Genomic DNA, 17,437 nt, shown 5'->3' with positions numbered 1-17,437 from the left:
ATCTCCTATTCCGCAGCTTTCGCCATCGGGTTGTTCGGATGTGACGTCCAATTGGCGTAGTCAGGCTGCACTTCCCGTCCGGTACGCGGATCAATTTCGCCCGCATTCATCGGGACCATCGAAATGCACCCATCCACCGGGCACACATCCACGCATAGATTGCAGGCGACACATTCGTCATCCATCACCTCGAACACACGATCATCAGACATGGAAATTGCCTGATGGCTGGTATCCTCGCAAGCGGCATAGCAGCGGCCACATTTGATGCATTGATCCTGATCGATCTTGGCCTTCGCCACATAGTTCAGGTTCAGATATTGCCAATCCGTCACGTTCGGCACGGCCAGACCAACAATCTCCGAGACGTCCTTATACCCCTTCTCGTCCATCCATTTGGACAGGCCCGCCGTCAGTTCATCAATAATCTTGAACCCATAGGTCATCGCAGCCGTACAGACCTGAACGGTGCCACAGCCCAAGGCCATGAACTCGGCCGCGTCACGCCATGTGGTCACGCCACCAATACCGGAGATCGGCAGACCATGCGTTGCTTGTGCCCGCGCAATCTCTGACACCATCGACAGAGCGATCGGCTTCACCGCCGGACCGCAATAGCCGCCATGGCTACCCTTGCCATCAATCGAAGGCTCAGGGCTGAACGTGTCCAGATTGACGCTGGTGATCGAGTTGATCGTGTTGATCAGCGACACCGCATCCGCGCCACCATTCTTTGCGGCCTCGGCGGGTTTGCGGATATCCGTGATGTTGGGTGTCAACTTCACGATCACCGGACGGTCATAGTGTTTCTTGCACCACCGCGTGACCATCTCGATATATTCCGGTACCTGCCCGACAGCCGATCCCATCCCGCGCTCGCTCATCCCATGGGGACAGCCGAAGTTCAACTCGATCCCGTCAGCACCAGTTTCGGCAACGCGTGGCAGGATGGCTCTCCAAGCCTCTTCCTCGCACGGCACCATGATCGAGGCGATCAGCGCGCGGTCCGGGTAGTCGGCCTTGACCCGGGCCATCTCTTCCAGGTTCACCTCAAGCGGGCGATCAGTGATCAGTTCGATGTTATTCAGCCCTAGCAGCCGCCGATCCGCGCCATAAATCGCACCGTACCGAGGCCCGTTTACGTTCACGACCGGAGGGCCCTCGGCCCCCAGCGTTTTCCAGACCACGCCGCCCCAACCGGCCTCGAAGGCGCGGCGGACATTGTATTCTTTGTCAGTCGGCGGCGCCGAGGCCAGCCAGTACGGGTTCGGGCTTTCTATACCCAGAAAGTTTGTCTTTAAATCAGCCATTTATCCGACCCTCCTGATGCTGATTAGCATCCAAAATCACAGTTTCACGCCGTCAGTTTGGCGTGGATGTCCATTGCTGCATCGCGACCCTCGGCCACAGCGGTCACGGTCAGGTCTTCACCACCAGCCGCGCAGTCACCCCCGGCCCAGACACCCGCCATCGAGGTCCGACCCGCGCCAGTGACAGCGATCTTGTTGCCATCCAGCGTCAGCCCTTCGGGCGCGCCTTCCAGCGTCTGACCAATCGCTTTCAAAACCTGATCCGCAGGCAGGCGGATCACTTCGCCCGTCCCGGTCAATTGACCGCCCTCGCTCGAGGTATATTCCAACTCAATCTCAGCCGCGGCGCCGTTTCCGTGCACGGCCACAGGCTGCACATTGGCCATGATCTTGACCCCATGCGAGGCCGCAAGGTCCTGCTCGTACCGGCTGGCCCCCATGGCATCACGTCCCCGGCGATAAGCGATAGTGACATGTTCCGCCCCTAGCAGCTTGGACTTCACCGCCGCGTCCACGGCGGTCATGCCACCGCCAATGACGACCACATTGCGCCCTACCGGCAAGTCAGTCAAATCACTAGCCTGCCGTACATCCGAGATGAACTCGACCGCAGCCCGCACGCCATCTATATCAACGCCACCCGCGCGCAGAGCGTTCACTCCGGCCAAGCCAATGGATAGGAAAACTGCGTCGTAATTTGCTGACAAGCCCTCCAGAGAGATCGTGTCGCCCAGAACCGAACCTGTCTCGATCGTGATCCCACCGATCTGCATCAGCCAATCCACCTCGGCCTGCGCGAAGTTGTTGGTCGATTTATAGGCCGCGATCCCATATTCGTTCAGGCCGCCCGGCTTGGGCTTGCTTTCGTGAATAACAACCTCATGCCCCAGCATCGCCAGCCGGTGTGCGCAGGCCAGACCTGCAGGCCCTGCCCCAATCACCGCAACGGTTTTGCCGGTCGAATCGGCACGTACAAACGGATGCGCCCCGTCTGCCATAACACTATCGGTTGCATAACGCTGCAAACGCCCAATCTCGACCGGAGCGCCCTCAGCTGCCTCGCGCACACAGGCTTCTTCGCACAATGTCTCGGTAGGACACACACGGGCGCACATGCCGCCCAGAATATTTTGCGCCAATATGGTCTCACCCGCCGCTTTGGGCTGACCGGCCTGAATCTGCCGCATGAACAACGGAATATCGATATCCGTCGGACAGGCTGTCACACATGGCGCGTCATAGCAAAAGTAGCACCGATCTGCTGCCACGGCGGCCTCATGCGCGGCCAATGGCGGATGCAGATCCGTGAAATTCGAGGTCAGCTCATCGCTGGAAAGCCGCCCGGAGACAATGCCGGGGACCATCTGGCCCTGTGCCATCGCTCTACTCCCTGTAGATATGGTTGTTGTACTCTCAGCTTGCCACAGTCTGAAATTTTATCAATTGGTAAAATTTGCCAAATGGTCAAAAAATTAAGAAACCGGGCTCGACGGCCCGGTTTCCAGAAAATACTGCCTAAAATTACAGCGTCTCTGTCGGTCAGACCATGCCAGAGAGGTGCCCAGACTTGATCCACACGCGGGCACCATCGGTCCCGGCGGTCGCAACAGACTGGGTTTCCGGCGGCAGTCGAAGCCAATCCCAGGCCGAGAATTCCTCATCTGCTTCTGAAACAGACCCCTCGATGACGAACAACTCCAGCCCTTGCTCTGCATCCAGGTTCAGCGATTCACCGGCGGCGAGGCTCAGGACTCTGACATCCTCTTGGGTATCCTTGAACAGTTGCAGTTTCTCTGCCCCGTTGATCGATCGCCGCACCTCAGTGCGATCCGCTGGATCGAACTGATGCAGCTTGACCAGAATCGTCGCGCCTTCCTTGGCCGAAGGCGTATGCGACGAGGTCGGCGGGTTGCGCACGTAGCTGCCCACCGGGAAATCCCCGGTTTCATCCTGAAAGACACCTTCAAGAACCAGATATTCCTCACCCCCATCATGGGTGTGCGCGGCAAAGGCGCTGCCCGGAGCAAAACGCACAATCGTGGTGGCGCGGGCGACCTCCTCACCGATACGGTCCAGCATCTTCCGCTCGACCCCGGCGGCGGGGGATTGGACCCATTCGTTCTGATCAAAGTGAACGGCGACGCGTTTGGTGAAATCTGCGTTGACCCTCATTTGAGATATCTCCTGTTTCGGCATCTTGGCATAAGATGGGGGCACGGTCCCGGTTTTCAAATTTTGCGCCCCAAGACGGTGTTCACATCTGGTTTTGCCCGCCGCCCCTGCGTACTGTGCCGCCAACCGAAATACCCCAGTGATTGACCGGACACCGATGCAGGCCACCCCCAAGACATTCAACATCGTCCTGATCGGACAAAACAACCGCCTGCAATACGAGTCGCTACTGTTTGCCGCCTCACTCCGTCACAGCAGCCCCGACTTTGCCGGTCGTGTGTTCGTCGCCGTGCCCCAACTCGGCCCGCTTTGGTCACAAGACCCCAGCATTCAGAACGAAGATATCCTGAACGCTTTGCGCCAGTTGGATGTCGAGATATTGCCCTTCGACTCCCAGTTATTTGGCGAAAGCTATCCCTACGGCAACAAAATCGAGGCTTTGCTGGCCCTTCCCGAGGGTGAGCCCTTTGTGTTCTTCGACAGTGACACGCTCATCACCGGTGATCTGAACACTGTCCCCTTTGATTTTTCCCGCCCAAGCGCTTCGCTGAAGGTCGAGGGGACATGGCCCCGCCCGACCCTCTACGGCCCCGGTTTCGACGGAATTTGGCGGGCGCTCTACCAGCGGTTCAGCCTGGATTTCGACAGTTCGCTGGATACCAGCCAACCGCATGACTACTGGCGTCGCTATCTGTACTTCAATGCAGGCCATTTCTTCTATTCCTGCCCGCGCGCGTTTGGGGAGCGATTCCGTGACTACGCGCAGGCCATACGCGACGAAGATATCCCGGAACTGGCCGGTCAGGTGCTGGACCCCTGGCTGGATCAGGTGGCGCTGCCGCTGGTCATTCATTCACTGGGCGGAGGACGCGATGCCCTGCCCGCTGGCCTGTTGGACGGCTCTGTCACTTGCCACTACCGGCTGTTTCCGCTGCTCTACGCCCGTGAAAGCGATCATGTGGTCGAGGTGCTGGAAACCGTGGTGGCCCCGAACCGGGTCAAGAAGGTACTCAAGGGCTATGACCCGATCCGAAAGCTGGTGATTCAGCGCAAAGGTCACAAAATTCGCGCGATGTTCGACCGCGAGAACCTGCCGCAACGCGAGCAGGTTATCCGCAACAAGATCAAGGCGAAGGGATTGTGGATGCGCTGACTGCGTTGTTGTGCGCACTCCCCTGATCGCCTAGAGATTCTGCAACATAAATTCCAAAGGGAGATTTTAACCATGTCTGACGGCCCCACCTATGGCTTTGACACGCTTCAGATTCACGCAGGCGCCCGGCCCGATCCGGCCACAGGCGCGCGCCAGACGCCGATCTATCAGACCACGGCCTATGTCTTCCGTGATGCCGACCACGCGGCCGCGCTGTTCAACCTGCAAGAGGTGGGCTTCATCTATTCCCGTTTGACCAACCCCACTGTCGCCGTGCTGCAAGAGCGCGTGGCAACGCTTGAGGGTGGCGTAGGCGCTGTTTGCTGCTCATCAGGTCACGCGGCGCAGATCATGGCGCTGTTCCCGCTGATGGGACCGGGCTGCAACGTTGTGGCCTCGACCCGCCTGTATGGTGGCACGGTCACGCAGTTCAGCCAGACCATCAAACGTTTTGGCTGGTCGGCCAAATTCGTCGATATGGACGACCCCGAGGCGGTAAAGGCCGCGATTGACGAAAACACCCGTGCTGTGTTCTGCGAGTCCATTTCGAACCCCGGTGGCTACGTCACCGATATCCGTGCGATGGCAGACGTTGCGGACGCGGCGGGCATTCCGCTTATCGTCGACAACACCTCGGCCACGCCATACCTGTGCCGCCCCATCGAACAGGGGGCGACGTTGGTGGTGCATTCGACCACCAAATACCTGACCGGCAACGGAACCGTCACCGGCGGTTGCATCGTGGATTCGGGTAAGTTCGACTGGTCGGCGAATGACAAGTTCCCCTCGCTCAGCGAACCCGAGCCCGCCTATCACGGGTTGAAGTTCCACGAGACTTTCGGGCCGCTGGCCTTCACCTTCCACGGAATCGCCATCGGTCTGCGCGATCTGGGCATGACCATGAACCCACAGGCGGCGCATTATACGCTGATGGGGATCGAAACCCTGTCGCTGCGGATGGAGCGTCACGTTGAGAACGCGCAGAAGATTGCAGCCTGGCTAGAAGCCGATGACCGGGTGGACTACGTGACCTATGCAGGCTTGCCTTCGTCGCCCTATTCCGACCGGGTCAAGACACAGTACAAGAAGGGCGCCGGTGCGCTGTTCACCTTCGCGGTCAAAGGCGGCTATGACGCCTGCGTCAAGCTGGTGAACGCGCTGGAAATCTTTAGCCATGTTGCGAACCTTGGCGATGCGCGCTCGCTGATTATCCATTCGGCCTCGACCACGCACCGGCAATTGACCCCCGAACAGCAAGAGGCCGCAGGGGCCGGTCCCGGCGTTGTGCGTGTCTCGATCGGGATTGAGGATGCAGATGACCTGATCGCTGATCTGGATCAGGCTCTGTCCAAAGCCACTGCCTGAGTGATGACGGACCATAGAACCAACGCCTTTGGCCAACCCATCGGCGCGCCGGTGTCGGGTGAGTTTCCGCGCCCGATGCCACCGCGCACCGATATGCAGGGGCAGTTTTGTTCAGTGGTTCCTTTGGACGCGAAACAGCATACGTCCGGCCTCTACCGGGCGTTTGCGCAGGACGAAGACGGTCGAAACTGGACCTACCTCCCAGAAGAGCCGATCAAATCCGAGCTCGCGTTCTCGGACTGGATGGAACAGGCCGAACGCAGCGCGGATCCGATGTTTCACACTGTTCTGGACGCAACCGGCACCCCGGTTGGCCACGCAACCTATTTGCGTATCACCCCCGACGCCGGCGTCATCGAGGTCGGCTATATCCATTTCTCACCCTTGATGCAGCGCACGCCCGTGGCGACTGAAGCGATGTATCTGATGATGCGGCGGGTCTTCGACGAACTGGGCTATCGCCGGTATGAGTGGAAGTGCGATGCGTTGAACGCGCCGTCGCGCAGCGCGGCCGAGCGGCTGGGCTTCACCTTCGAAGGAATCTTCCGGCAAGCAACCCATTATAAAGGACGCAACCGGGACACCGCGTGGTATTCGATTCTGGACAGCGAATGGCCCCGTATTCGATCGGCTTTCGAGGCATGGTTGACCCCTGAAAACTTCGACCAGACGGGCCAGCAGCGCCAGTCACTGCAAGCCCGCGCATCACGCTGAGCTTACTGGGAAATCCCAAACTCCATCGTGACATTGACCGAGACCGAGACCTCGCCTCCTGCCACCGGAATTCCACCTGCATCCGCCGTCGCGAATTCGCGCATCTGGGCCGCAGGCCGGATGCCGCCGACCTGCTCGCTGATCTGCTGAACCGGGCCCAGCGTGACCGTGGCTGCCTGCGCCAGTTGCTCGGCCTTGGCTGTCGCCTCGGCCACGGCTTTGGCACGCGCCTCAGCCTCCAGCGGTTTGGGGTCTTGAATACCAAAGCTGAGACCGCCGAAATCATTGGCCCCGTCTTGGATGACCGCATCCATCACTGCGCCCAACTGCGTCAGATCACGCACCCGCACAAACACGCGGTTTGAGGCTGAAAAGCCCGAGATTTCAGGCCGTTCTCCAGCTTGGTTGCCACGGCCCGCCCAGACCGGTGACAGTGACAGATCGCGGGTCTGCACATCGCGCGCGTCGATCCCCATCTGGTCCAGCCGTGCCAGGATTTGCGACACAGCATCTGACGTGGCCTTCATCGCGGCAGCGGCCTGCGCATTCTCATTGGTAACGCCCAGAGTAATGGTGGCCATGTCCGGTTCAGCCAGCACAGTGCCTGCTGCGCTAACGGTGATGCGACGTTCTTCCGCATGGGCTGCGCCAACCGCGGTTGCGGCCATCAAGGCCGCCAGAAAAGCGAATTTCTTCAAGGTCTTCCCTCCGATTTCGTTACTGTCAAGATGGGGTGGCAAGGGTCTGCCGAACAAGGGGGAAACCCGGCTTTTTCTTTCCCTCGGCAAGATCCTGCTTTAATGTCGGTCTGCGGACGGGATGCCTGTCTGTTTTGACCCTGATAACTATGGTTCGTCCGGCTTATGAAACCTGCCTTTGAGCTGATTTTTTCGTCTACCGGAATCTCTTTGCACCATTTGGCCAACAATGACTCATTTTGGCTTGGTGATGTGTTCGTGGATGAGCCGGATCTGGGCGCGCAGCTTGCCACGCTACGCGACAAGGCCTTTGCGCTTGAGACGCAGCTGAGCTGTACGCTGGTGCTGCCGAAAGATCAGGTACGCTATCTGGCTATCGACGCCGATGGCGCGGACGGATCTGTTGAGACGGCTCTGACCGGCGCGACGCCTTACACGTTGGACGAGCTGGTTTATGATACCGCAACAAGGGACCAGATCATTCACGTCGCCGTTGTGGCGAAACAAACGCTAACCGAAGCCCGCGAGTTTGCCACTGAACATGGATTCGTACCGGTTCAGATCACGGCACCAACCGATGGTGAAGACTATCCCGAAGCTCCTCAGTTACTGTCACCCGAGCCTATCGCGGCACCCGTTCCCGACACTCCGCAACCAGCTGTGCATGTCGTAGCGCCCTCTCCCGCTGCTGCGGATTTCCGGTCTGTCCCTGAAGCAGAGACTCGGTCCATTCCGAACGCAGCGAACCTGACGCAATATGCGATTCCCGCAGCAGTCGCAGGTGTTGCGGCGGTGGCTGTTTTAGTCTGGGCGCTTGGCGGCAGTCCCGACGACGAAGTCCAAGAGACGGAAACCGCCCAAATCGAGGTTGATCCCGAGACTGCGACCGCCCCGCCTGAACCCGTGGAAACCATCGAGGTCTATCCAGCCGACACAGAATTTGTCGAAGCCGAACCAGATGAACCGCCCGCGACGGAAACGGTCGTAAGTGACCCCGTTGAAATCGAAACCGCCGCGTCCGAGCCTATTCCCGCCCCTGCCGAACCTGAAGAACCTGCGCTTTCCGCTACGGATGTCGCCATCCTCGAGGCGCTGAAAGTCGCGCCCACCGTTGTTGAACCGATCGCGCCCGAACCTGAGCCGCAACCGCTGCTGCCTGCTGTGCGGTTTGAAATACCTCAGCCCCTGAACAACCCTGTCGCTGTTGAGGCCGAAGATATCTATCTGGCCTCCATCGACCCGTCGGACCTGTCGCGCGACGCGGTTGCCTTGCCGCAAGTAGCAAGGTTTGACACCGATCTGGAATTCGACCCGGTCGCGCAACCATCGGCTGCAGGCACCCGTTTTGAGTTGGACGAGCGCGGCTTGGTGACACCCACTGCCGACGGCACGTTGAACCCGGACGGCATTATCGTCTATCTCGGTCGCCCGTCGAAAGTACCCCCGGATGTCCCCGTGCGGTTCGAGGAAGAGCCTGTCCCTGATGAGGCGACATCGCGTCTGGCCGAGCTGCGGCCAAAGCCGCGCCCCGAGAACCTGATCGACCAGTTCGAGCGCCAGCAGCTTGGCGGGCGCACATTGCAGGAATTGGCAGTCTTGCGCCCCAAACTGCGACCTGCATCCCTGAAGCCGCCAGAGATTGACTACACACCCACCGCACTGGCCGTAGTTCGCGTCCCGCGCCCTAAACCGCGCCCTGCCGGGGCAGCTCGTAGCGCGCGTGTTAACACTGTGAATTTGGGATCGACCGCCGCCGTTGCGCAATCCGTTGACGAGGCGGAGTCCTTCCAGCCCAAAGCGGTCGCGCCAAAAATCCCGTCCTCTGCTTCGGTCGCGCGGCAGGCGACAATCGATAACGCGATCAACCTGCGCAAGCTGAACCTGATCGGCGTCTATGGGACGCCTGCCAACCGACGCGCCTTGGTGCGTCTGCCCAGTGGGCGCTACAAGAAGTTGAAAGTCGGAGACAGGCTGGACGGCGGCAATGTGGTGGCGATTGGCGATTCCGAACTGCGCTATCAAAAACGCGGCCAGAACGTAACATTGCGGCTGCCCAGAAGTTGATCACCGGGGGCGCAGGCCGCCCCCGAGATCAAGTTAAGACACAGGATCAAGCGGCCGAAATTTCACCGGATTCGATTTGTTCGCGCTCGATGGATTCGAACAGAGCCTGGAAATTTCCTTCACCAAACCCGTCATCTCCTTTGCGTTGGATAAACTCGAAGAAAATCGGGCCGATCACGGTTTTCGAGAAGATTTGCAGCAAGATCCGGGTTTCGCCCCCGTCCAGCACGCCCTCGCCGTCAATCAGAATGCCGTGTTTCATCATCCGGTCCAGCGGCTCTTCATGGTCGGCCACGCGGTCCTTGGACATGTGGTAATAGGCTTCGTTCGGGCCCGGCATAAACTTCAGACCCTTTTCGGCAATCGCATCGGTCGAGGCATAGATGTCCTCGCTGCCGACCGCGATATGCTGAATACCCTCGCCTTTGTATTTCTTGAGGTAGGACACGATCTGGCCCGTCTCGCCCCGGTCTTCGTTGATAGGAATGCGGATACGGCCGCAGGGGGATGTCAGCGCGCGACTATAGAGCCCGGTGAACTTACCCTGAATGTCAAAAAAACGAATCTCACGGAAGTTGAACAAATCGCCGTAAAATTTGAACCACTTGTCCATATTTCCCTTGTAGACGTTGTGGGTCAGGTGATCGAGGTAATAGAACCCGTCGCCGCGCGGCTTGGAATGTTCGGTCCAGGTAAACTCCTGATTATAGGGCGAGGTGTCGTAATATTGGTCGATGAAATAGATCAGCGATCCGCCAATCCCTTTGATCGCAGGCACATCCATCGTTTTATCTGCGGCGTCATAGGGCTCGGCGCCTTTGCTGACTGCATGCTCAAAAGCTTTTTGCGCATCCACAACACGCCAGCCCATCGAAGGGGCGCAAGGGCCATGTTCTGCGACGAACTTGGCGGCAAAGCTCTCGGGATCAGCATTGAGGATATAGGTCACGTCGCCCTGCTGCCACAGCTCGACAGACGGCTTGTCCTTGTGGTGGCCGACCAACTCAAACCCCATCTTGGCGAACAGGTCGCGCAGTTCCTGCGGCACGGGGTGGGCGAATTCGACGAACTCGAACCCGTCAGTTCCGGCCGGATTTTCGGGGCTGATGGCAGATTTCGGGGCGTTATGCGGGAAGGGTCCCATGGCGCGTCTCCGTAAAAACAGGAATTTCTTTGCTGATTCCAAAATAAGTCTTATTCGGCGCTGTTTCTGCGCATTGTTTTCGGATAAACTAAGTTAAGATGCGAAATATTCGCACGTTTTGATGATTTTATGAGGAATTTGCGCAGGTGTTGGATTCAATAGACACACGGCTTTTGTCGGCGCTCCAGACAAATGCACACCTGACGGCCCATCAATTGGGTGAGATGCTGAACCTGTCGCCCAGTCAGGCCGGACGCCGCCGTCAACGGCTCGAGGCCGAGGGGTATATCACCGGCTATGCCGCGCGGCTGGACCCACTGAAGTTGGGCTTGCAGGTGCAAGGTTTTATCCAGGTACATCTGGGCACCCATGGCCCCGAGCAATCCGACAGTTTCGCCCGTTTGGTTGACACTCGACCCGAGATCACCAGCGCCTGGACGATGACCGGCGAGGCTGACTATCTGCTGCATGTCTATTGCGACGATCTTTCCGCGCTCAATCGCTTGCTTCATCAAGTGATACTGCCGCATCCTGCGGTGGCACGGGTGCAAAGCCAGATCGTGATGGACCAACTCAAGCGCGATGCGCCCCTGCCCACCTGACCCGAGAGGATAATATGGACGATTTCCTATACCAGGCTTCGATCTATCTGGCGGCCGCCGTGATCGCTGTGCCCTTGTCAGCACGCCTGGGTCTTGGGTCGGTATTGGGATACCTGGCCGCCGGCATTGTCATCGGTCCGATGTTCGGACTGGTGGGGGCCGAGACCGAAAGCCTGCAACATGTTGCCGAATTCGGTGTTGTCATGATGCTGTTCCTGATCGGGCTGGAACTGGAGCCTCGCGCCTTGTGGGATATGCGCGAACGGCTACTGGGTCTTGGTGGGCTGCAGGTTCTGTTGTCCACTGCGGTGATTGCCTGCGTGGCCATGTATGCCAACCACCCGTGGTCGGTGGCGCTAGCTGTCGGGTTGACCCTATCATTGTCCTCAACCGCGATCGTGCTGCAAACCCTGTCGGAAAAGGGGTTGATGCAGACAAATGGCGGCCGAGCGACGTTCTCAGTTCTGTTGACGCAGGATATTGCGGTGATCCCGATGCTGGCCTTGCTGCCTCTGCTGGCGCTGCCTGCGGTGCCTCACATCCAGAATGACGGATCTATCGAGCGGGGAGCGGCAGACCTGCATGACAAGGCGCATCACAGCCTGTCTCTAGTGGATGGGCTGCCGGGCTGGGCGGTAACGCTGGTGACACTAGCCGCCATCGCTTTCGTCATCCTTGCCGGTATCTACCTGACCCGCCCCTTGTTCCGCTTCATCCATGCCACCCGCCTGCGCGAGATGTATACGGCGCTGGCGCTGATGATCGTCGTGGGGATTTCCTTCCTGATGACGTTGGTCGGCCTTTCGCCCGCCCTTGGCGCGTTTCTGGCGGGTGTAGTTCTGGCAAGTTCGGAGTTCCGCCATGAAATGGAAAGCGACCTGGAACCGTTCAAAGGTCTGTTTCTGGGGTTGTTCTTTATCACCGTGGGGGCCGGGATTGATGTCGCCTATTTCTTCAACGACCCGTTTGATCTGATAGGCCTCGCCCTTTTGGTCATTCTGGCCAAAGGCATCATCCTGTTTCTGGTTGGCCGTGCCTTCAAACTGCGCGGGCGCGATCATTGGCTATTCACCTTGGGTTTAGCGCAAGCGGGTGAATTTGGCTTTGTTCTGCTGGCCTTCTCAACACAGCAAAACGTCATCCCGCCCGATCTGTCACAAAAGCTGCTGATGATCATCGCCCTTACAATGTTGATTACGCCACTTTTGTTCATCATCTACGACCTGCTCTCGCGCCGGATCAGCGATGGCGGACCCGTCCCCGAACCCGATGAGATCGACGAGAAAGGCCCGGTGATCATCGCAGGTATCGGTCGGTTTGGTCAGATTGTGAACCGGCTGGTGCGTGCCAGCGGGTTCAAGACAATCGTTCTGGACCACGATATCGAAACCATCCAGCTGATGCGTCGGTTTGGCGTCAAAGGGTTCCTGGGCGATCCCACCCGCCCAGAACTGCTGCGTGCCGCCGGGTTAGAGAAAGCCTCAGTTCTGGTCGCTGCGATGGATGACCCCAAGACAGTCACGCGGCTGGTCAGCTTCGCCCGCCGCCAGCGTCCCGACCTTCATATCGTCGCCCGCGCTCATGACCGAACCCATGTGTACGAGCTGTATCAGGCCGGGGCCAATGACATCGTGCGCGAGATGTTTGACGGATCGCTCCGGGCTGGACGCTATGTGCTCGAGAATATCGGCCTCAGCGACTACGAGGCGGCGCAGGCCGAGCAGACCTTTTACCACCACGACCGGACCGCTGTTCGGGAATTGGCCGAACTGTGGATCCCCGGGATGCCCACCGGTGAGAACAAGAAATATATCGATCGGGCCCGGCAGCTTGAAAAGGACTTAGAGACCGAGCTGTTGGAACTGGCCGAGAAACACGCCCAGAAATCAGCCTGACCGTTCCCCGGTCAGGCCCTTCAGCTTAGCCGTCCGACACGCCAGCTTCAGCAAAGGTTGCCATACCGGAATGACAGGCGACAGCGCTTTTAACGATATTGATCGCCAAAGCACCACCAGACCCTTCACCCAGACGTAGGCCGAGGCTGAGCAGCGGCTCTTTGCCAAGCTGGGCGAGCACCGCGCCATGCGCGCCTTCAGCGCTTTGATGGCCTGCCACGGTGTGATCCAGCGCCCCGTCGACCGTGCGGGCCAGACAGGCCGCAGCAGCTGAACAGATGAACCCGTCCAAAACAACCGGAATGCGCAGGATGCGGGCGGCAGCAATCGCCCCAGCCATGGCCGCAATCTCGCGCCCGCCCAGACAGCGCAGCACCTCCAACCCGTCGCCCGAGCCGCCATGCAGGGCTACGCCCTCTGCCACCACACGGGTTTTGTTGGCCAGCCCAGCATCGTCCACGCCGGTTCCACGCCCAGTCCAATCGGCGGCTTCGCCTCCGAACAGGGCGCAGGCAATCGCGGCGGCGGGGGTGGTATTGCCAATCCCCATCTCGCCCACGACCAGCAGGTCAGCTTCCGGGTTCACTGCGTTCCAGCCGGTTTGCAGCGCACGCAACAGTTCGTCCTTGGACATGGCCGGACCGGTGGTGAAATCCACGGTCGGACGGTCAAGCTCCAGCGCGTGCACGTCCATCGTTGCTCCCGCCGCTTTGGCCAACTGGTTGATCGCCGCGCCGCCATGTTCGAAATTCATCACCATCTGCACGGTCACTTCGGGCGGAAAGGCCGAAACGCCCTGCGCCGTAACACCATGGTTTCCGGCAAAGACAATGACCTGCGGCGCATTGATCTGCGGCCGCGCGTCCCCACGCCAGGCCGCATACCAGATCGCCAGATCTTCCAGCCGCCCCAGCGCACCTGGAGGTTTGGTCAATTGTCCGTTCCGGTCCGCGGCACCCTGACGGGCGTCGCCATCGGATCCGGGCGCATTAGAAAGGGCGTCACGAAAAGAATTCAGGTCGGTCAGGTCTGGCAGCATCCAAAGCCTCGTTGCATCAGAGTGGTCCTGTGTGTTTAACCGAAGCGACCAAAGCAACAAGACCCTGAAAGGCGCGGGAGTGCTAAAAAACGACACCAAACTCATTTCCCACTGGGATATACTGCTGGCACTGGTCCTGTTGACGCGTTTACCGATCCCGCGCCTGCCCGAGGATGCTTTTGATCGTCAGGGCTTAGCCGCCTGGGCGTTTCCGTCCGCCGGTTTCGTTGTCGGCGCTCTGGCCTGTGCGGCGGGATGGGTCGGATCGGCTTGGGGCCTGCCCCCGTTGGCCTGCGCCATCATACTGGTTGCAGTGCTGATACTGTGTACCGGGGCCATGCACGAGGACGGGCTGGCTGACACCACAGACGGGTTCTGGGGCGGGTTTGACCCGGCCCGACGTCTTGAGATCATGAAAGACAGCCACATCGGCACTTATGGCGTTCTTGCCCTGATCTTGTCGCAAGCCCTGCGCGTTGCGCTGATCGCCCCCTTGCTGGCAACTGGCGCTTTCGGAGGCATACTGACTGCCTGCATCCTGTCGCGCGCAATGATGCCGATATTGATGACTGCCCTGCCCAACGCTAGAAACGCTGGTCTGAGCCATTCGGTCGGCGCTCCCCTGTCGTCCACTACTGGGATTGGGGCTGCCTTTGCCCTCGCAATGGCCCTGATCTTGATTGGAGCCCCCGCTTTTAAGGCTTTGATTGTCGCCGCTCTTGTTACGTTCGCCATCGGTTTGGTCGCCAGATCCAAAATTCGGGGACAGACCGGCGACGTGTTGGGCGCAACGCAGGTGATGACCGAGCTTGCCATTCTGATAGCGCTGGCGGCGGCGCTTTAGGACGCGCCTCCAGTTTCGATCCGCAACACTTCGCCGCAATGTTTGCAGTGCACAGCGTCTGGGTCGTGTCGATACAAGCCGCAGCTTCGGCATTTGTGCCGTACTTTTTGTGGCATGAAAATCGCCTGCGCCAGCCGCACGAACAGCGCCACCCCAACCACCATGATAAAGACCGAAATCAGCTTACCGCCCGGTGTGTCCAGCGTGATGTCGCCGAACCCCGTTGTCGTCAGCGTCGCCATGGTGAAATACAAAGCGTCAATATAAGGGGTCTGGCTATCCTCGGGGATGAAAAAGACCAGAACGGCAGTCGAGGTCACGAATACAAAGACCAGCAGATTGATGGCGGCAATAACCGCGTCTTCATGGGTGCGGAAATATTGGACGTCGCGGCGCAGATCGCGCAGTAAGTGAAAGGAATGGATCAAGCGCAGAGCGCGCAGAATCCGCAGAAAGGCCAGATTGCCCGAAAGGAATGGGTCGAGCATTAGCGACACGATCACAACCAGATCGGCCAGGGTGTAAATCTTGAAGAATAGTTTGCGCCGGTCCCGCGCGATCCATAGGCGCGCCGAAAAGTCCAGCAGGATCAGGAACCCGACGAACATGCTGGCGATCGTGATCCCAGGACCGTGTGAAATATGCGCAGTGGCGACAAAAAACACGATTGTCACCGCGTCGAACAGGATCAGCCCATAGCGAAACCAGACCGAAACCGGGTCATGTCCGATATACAGATATTTGAGCGTTTTCTTTATCTGGGCCATCTAGACGCCTCTACCTATTGGGAAAATACCCCCAAACGAAGAGGTAGAAAATAAAAAAGGCCGCCCCCAACAGGAGCGGCCCCAACTATTCAAAGCAATGCGATCAGGCAGCGCGCGAGGTCAGCACCTCATCCACCTGCTTGGCGGCCGACACTTCACCGGCGCCGGATACGGCTGCAACTTCACGAGTCAGACGTTCCAAGGCAGCTTCATAGAGCTGACGCTCGGAATAGCTTTGTTCGCGCTGATCGTCAGTGCGGTGCAGGTCGCGGACCACCTCTGCGATCGAGATCAGGTCGCCCGAGTTGATTTTCTGTTCATATTCCTGCGCCCGGCGCGACCACATTGCGCGCTTCACCTTGGCCTTGCCCTTCAACGTCTTCATCGCCTGAGAGATCACGTCGGGCGAACTCAGCGACCGCAGACCGGATTCGGTCACCTTGTTGGTCGGCACCCGCAGGGTCATCTTGTCTTTCTCGAACGAGATCACAAACAGCTCAAGCGAATACCCGGCAACTTCCTGTTCCTCGATCGAGATAATCTGACCCACACCATGCGCGGGGTAGACCACATAATCGTTCGGGCGGAACTCAAGCTTTTTCGACTTAGACATTCAGGTTCATCCTTGGTTAGCAGAGCCAGACAAAAAAACGACAAAACACCCCAAAACCGTGCCTTTAAGGCCCGGTCAGGCAGTTTGTTTGTCAAAAAATTAGAACTCCAAAGCGTCCATACTTACGGAGTCATCCCCAGCTCAGTCATCATTCAGCTACAAAGTATATCACAAAAATGCGACACACAAAAGCGCTACCGACCAATGAGCCGATAAAATCATTATTAAACATAAGGTTGTGGCGTTTTTTCGGCATCTAAACCACTGAGTTCAGAGAGCGAATCGCTTAGCCACCTTCGCCGGGCGCTTCAGAGAAGTACTTCTCCATCTTGCCTTCTTCGCCGTCGCGTTCCGCGGCTTCTGGCAAGGGGTCTTTCTTGGTCACGATGACCGGCCACATTTCCGAGTATTTTCGGTTGAACTCGACCCATTCATCCATACCCGGCTCGGTATCGGGGCGGATTGCGTCGGCGGGGCATTCGGGTTCGCACACGCCGCAGTCGATGCATTCATCGGGGTGGATGACCAACGTGTTCTCACCTTCGTAGAAACAATCCACCGGGCATACTTCGACACAGTCGGTATATTTGCAGCCAATGCAGTTTTCAGTGACAACGTAGGTCATGGTCGGATTCCCGTTTGCGCTTTGGGCGTCTAGCTAAATCAGTATGGCGTCGGCTTCAAGATAGGATCAGCTATCTTGATTGCGAGAAAGATCAAGCGCGCGCCGATCTTTCTTGGTCGGACGACCTTTTCCTTCAAAACTTGGATTTTGCAGCGGCTTGTCCTGCTTTTCGGTCAAATCCGAATATAGCGTTTGTGCCTCGGGGGCCGGACCGCGCCGTTCACCCAGTTTTTCCACCCGCACAACACGCACAATGCGGCCCTGAGGAAAGGTCAGAACATCGCCGGGGTTGATAGCTGTCGCCGGTTTCAGCACCCGGTTTCCGTTCACGCGCACATGACCGCCGCTGACCTGTTTGGCGGACAGGCTGCGGGTCTTGAAGAACCGCGCCTGCCACAGCCATTTGTCGATCCGCAGCCTGGCCTCGGACAT

Annotated in this window: 17 protein-coding genes; 7 read left to right on the top strand and 10 right to left on the bottom strand. The window is 58.6% G+C overall.

The window, feature by feature from the left end; genetic code table 11:
• Positions 1-5: 5 nt before the first annotated feature.
• The 3 genes from preA to GOV79_RS02785 form a co-directional block, all read right to left on the bottom strand.
• Positions 6-1,310 (bottom strand): NAD-dependent dihydropyrimidine dehydrogenase subunit PreA, encoded by a 1,305-nt coding sequence (gene preA / locus GOV79_RS02795; protein ID WP_170788509.1) that lies wholly within the window; start codon positions 1,308-1,310, stop codon positions 6-8.
• Between the two features lie 44 nt (positions 1,311-1,354).
• Positions 1,355-2,689, bottom strand: coding sequence for an NAD(P)-dependent oxidoreductase (locus GOV79_RS02790; RefSeq protein ID WP_170788508.1), 1,335 nt, complete (start codon positions 2,687-2,689; stop codon positions 1,355-1,357).
• Positions 2,690-2,849: 160 nt separating this feature from the next.
• Entirely contained in the window at positions 2,850-3,482 is a 633-nt protein-coding gene (locus GOV79_RS02785) for a cupin domain-containing protein (protein ID WP_170788507.1), read from the bottom strand.
• 157 nt (positions 3,483-3,639) lie between these two features.
• Here GOV79_RS02785 and GOV79_RS02780 point away from each other — a divergent pair, with 157 nt between their 5' ends.
• The 3 genes from GOV79_RS02780 to GOV79_RS02770 all read left to right on the top strand — a co-directional run bounded on the left by GOV79_RS02780 (position 3,640) and on the right by GOV79_RS02770 (position 6,714).
• Positions 3,640-4,635, top strand: a complete 996-nt coding sequence (locus GOV79_RS02780) for a GT-B fold glycosyltransferase domain-containing protein (RefSeq protein ID WP_170788622.1) — start codon at positions 3,640-3,642, stop codon at positions 4,633-4,635.
• A gap of 72 nt (positions 4,636-4,707) precedes the next feature.
• On the top strand, positions 4,708-6,000 hold the full coding sequence (locus tag GOV79_RS02775) for an O-acetylhomoserine aminocarboxypropyltransferase/cysteine synthase family protein (RefSeq protein WP_170788506.1): 1,293 nt from the start codon (positions 4,708-4,710) through the stop codon (positions 5,998-6,000).
• A 3-nt stretch (positions 6,001-6,003) separates the two neighbouring features.
• Positions 6,004-6,714, top strand: coding sequence for a GNAT family N-acetyltransferase (locus tag GOV79_RS02770; RefSeq protein ID WP_170788505.1), 711 nt, complete (start codon positions 6,004-6,006; stop codon positions 6,712-6,714).
• A 2-nt stretch (positions 6,715-6,716) separates the two neighbouring features.
• Here the strand turns inward: GOV79_RS02770 and GOV79_RS02765 are convergent, their stop codons facing one another.
• Entirely contained in the window at positions 6,717-7,412 is a 696-nt protein-coding gene (locus tag GOV79_RS02765) for an SIMPL domain-containing protein (protein ID WP_170788504.1), read from the bottom strand.
• 258 nt (positions 7,413-7,670) lie between these two features.
• On the opposite strand from GOV79_RS02765, the gene GOV79_RS02760 reads away from it, so the two are divergent.
• The gene (locus GOV79_RS02760; RefSeq protein WP_331252287.1) at positions 7,671-9,476 is read left to right on the top strand and encodes a hypothetical protein; all 1,806 of its coding nucleotides are present in this window, start codon (positions 7,671-7,673) and stop codon (positions 9,474-9,476) included.
• A 46-nt stretch (positions 9,477-9,522) separates the two neighbouring features.
• Here GOV79_RS02760 and hppD read toward each other — a convergent pair whose 3' ends face one another.
• Positions 9,523-10,620: a 4-hydroxyphenylpyruvate dioxygenase gene (gene hppD, locus GOV79_RS02755; protein ID WP_170788502.1), complete on the bottom strand. Its 1,098-nt coding sequence runs from the start codon at positions 10,618-10,620 to the stop codon at positions 9,523-9,525.
• A 146-nt stretch (positions 10,621-10,766) separates the two neighbouring features.
• Here hppD and GOV79_RS02750 point away from each other — a divergent pair, with 146 nt between their 5' ends.
• Together GOV79_RS02750 and GOV79_RS02745 are read left to right on the top strand one after the other, a co-directional pair.
• Entirely contained in the window at positions 10,767-11,222 is a 456-nt protein-coding gene (locus tag GOV79_RS02750) for an Lrp/AsnC family transcriptional regulator (protein ID WP_170769454.1), read from the top strand.
• A 14-nt stretch (positions 11,223-11,236) separates the two neighbouring features.
• On the top strand, positions 11,237-13,117 hold the full coding sequence (locus GOV79_RS02745; protein ID WP_170788501.1) for a monovalent cation:proton antiporter-2 (CPA2) family protein: 1,881 nt from the start codon (positions 11,237-11,239) through the stop codon (positions 13,115-13,117).
• A gap of 25 nt (positions 13,118-13,142) precedes the next feature.
• Here GOV79_RS02745 and cobT read toward each other — a convergent pair whose 3' ends face one another.
• Positions 13,143-14,156, bottom strand: coding sequence for a nicotinate-nucleotide--dimethylbenzimidazole phosphoribosyltransferase (gene cobT, locus GOV79_RS02740; protein ID WP_170788500.1), 1,014 nt, complete (start codon positions 14,154-14,156; stop codon positions 13,143-13,145).
• A gap of 79 nt (positions 14,157-14,235) precedes the next feature.
• Here cobT and cobS point away from each other — a divergent pair, with 79 nt between their 5' ends.
• Positions 14,236-15,000, top strand: coding sequence for an adenosylcobinamide-GDP ribazoletransferase (cobS, locus tag GOV79_RS02735; RefSeq protein ID WP_170788499.1), 765 nt, complete (start codon positions 14,236-14,238; stop codon positions 14,998-15,000).
• On the opposite strand, the gene GOV79_RS02730 is transcribed toward cobS, so the two are convergent.
• The 4 genes from GOV79_RS02730 to GOV79_RS02715 all read right to left on the bottom strand — a co-directional run bounded on the left by GOV79_RS02730 (position 14,997) and on the right by GOV79_RS02715 (position 17,437).
• Complete coding sequence (locus tag GOV79_RS02730; RefSeq protein ID WP_170769450.1) at positions 14,997-15,767, bottom strand: potassium channel family protein; 771 nt, start codon at positions 15,765-15,767, stop codon at positions 14,997-14,999. The genes cobS and GOV79_RS02730 overlap by 4 nt on opposite strands.
• Before the next feature lie 103 nt (positions 15,768-15,870).
• Positions 15,871-16,380: a CarD family transcriptional regulator gene (locus tag GOV79_RS02725; RefSeq protein ID WP_170381457.1), complete on the bottom strand. Its 510-nt coding sequence runs from the start codon at positions 16,378-16,380 to the stop codon at positions 15,871-15,873.
• A 286-nt stretch (positions 16,381-16,666) separates the two neighbouring features.
• The gene (gene fdxA / locus GOV79_RS02720; protein WP_170788498.1) at positions 16,667-17,005 is read right to left on the bottom strand and encodes a ferredoxin FdxA; all 339 of its coding nucleotides are present in this window, start codon (positions 17,003-17,005) and stop codon (positions 16,667-16,669) included.
• A 66-nt stretch (positions 17,006-17,071) separates the two neighbouring features.
• Positions 17,072-17,437 carry an RNA-binding S4 domain-containing protein gene (locus tag GOV79_RS02715; protein WP_170788497.1) on the bottom strand — a complete coding sequence of 122 codons (366 nt, stop codon included), beginning with the start codon at positions 17,435-17,437 and terminating at the stop codon, positions 17,072-17,074.

The organism is Ruegeria lacuscaerulensis, from assembly GCF_013034745.1.
GTDB classification, from domain to species: domain Bacteria; phylum Pseudomonadota; class Alphaproteobacteria; order Rhodobacterales; family Rhodobacteraceae; genus Ruegeria; species Ruegeria lacuscaerulensis_B.
Note: the sequence above shows the minus strand (reverse complement) of the source record. Positions and strands in the feature narration are given on the sequence as shown.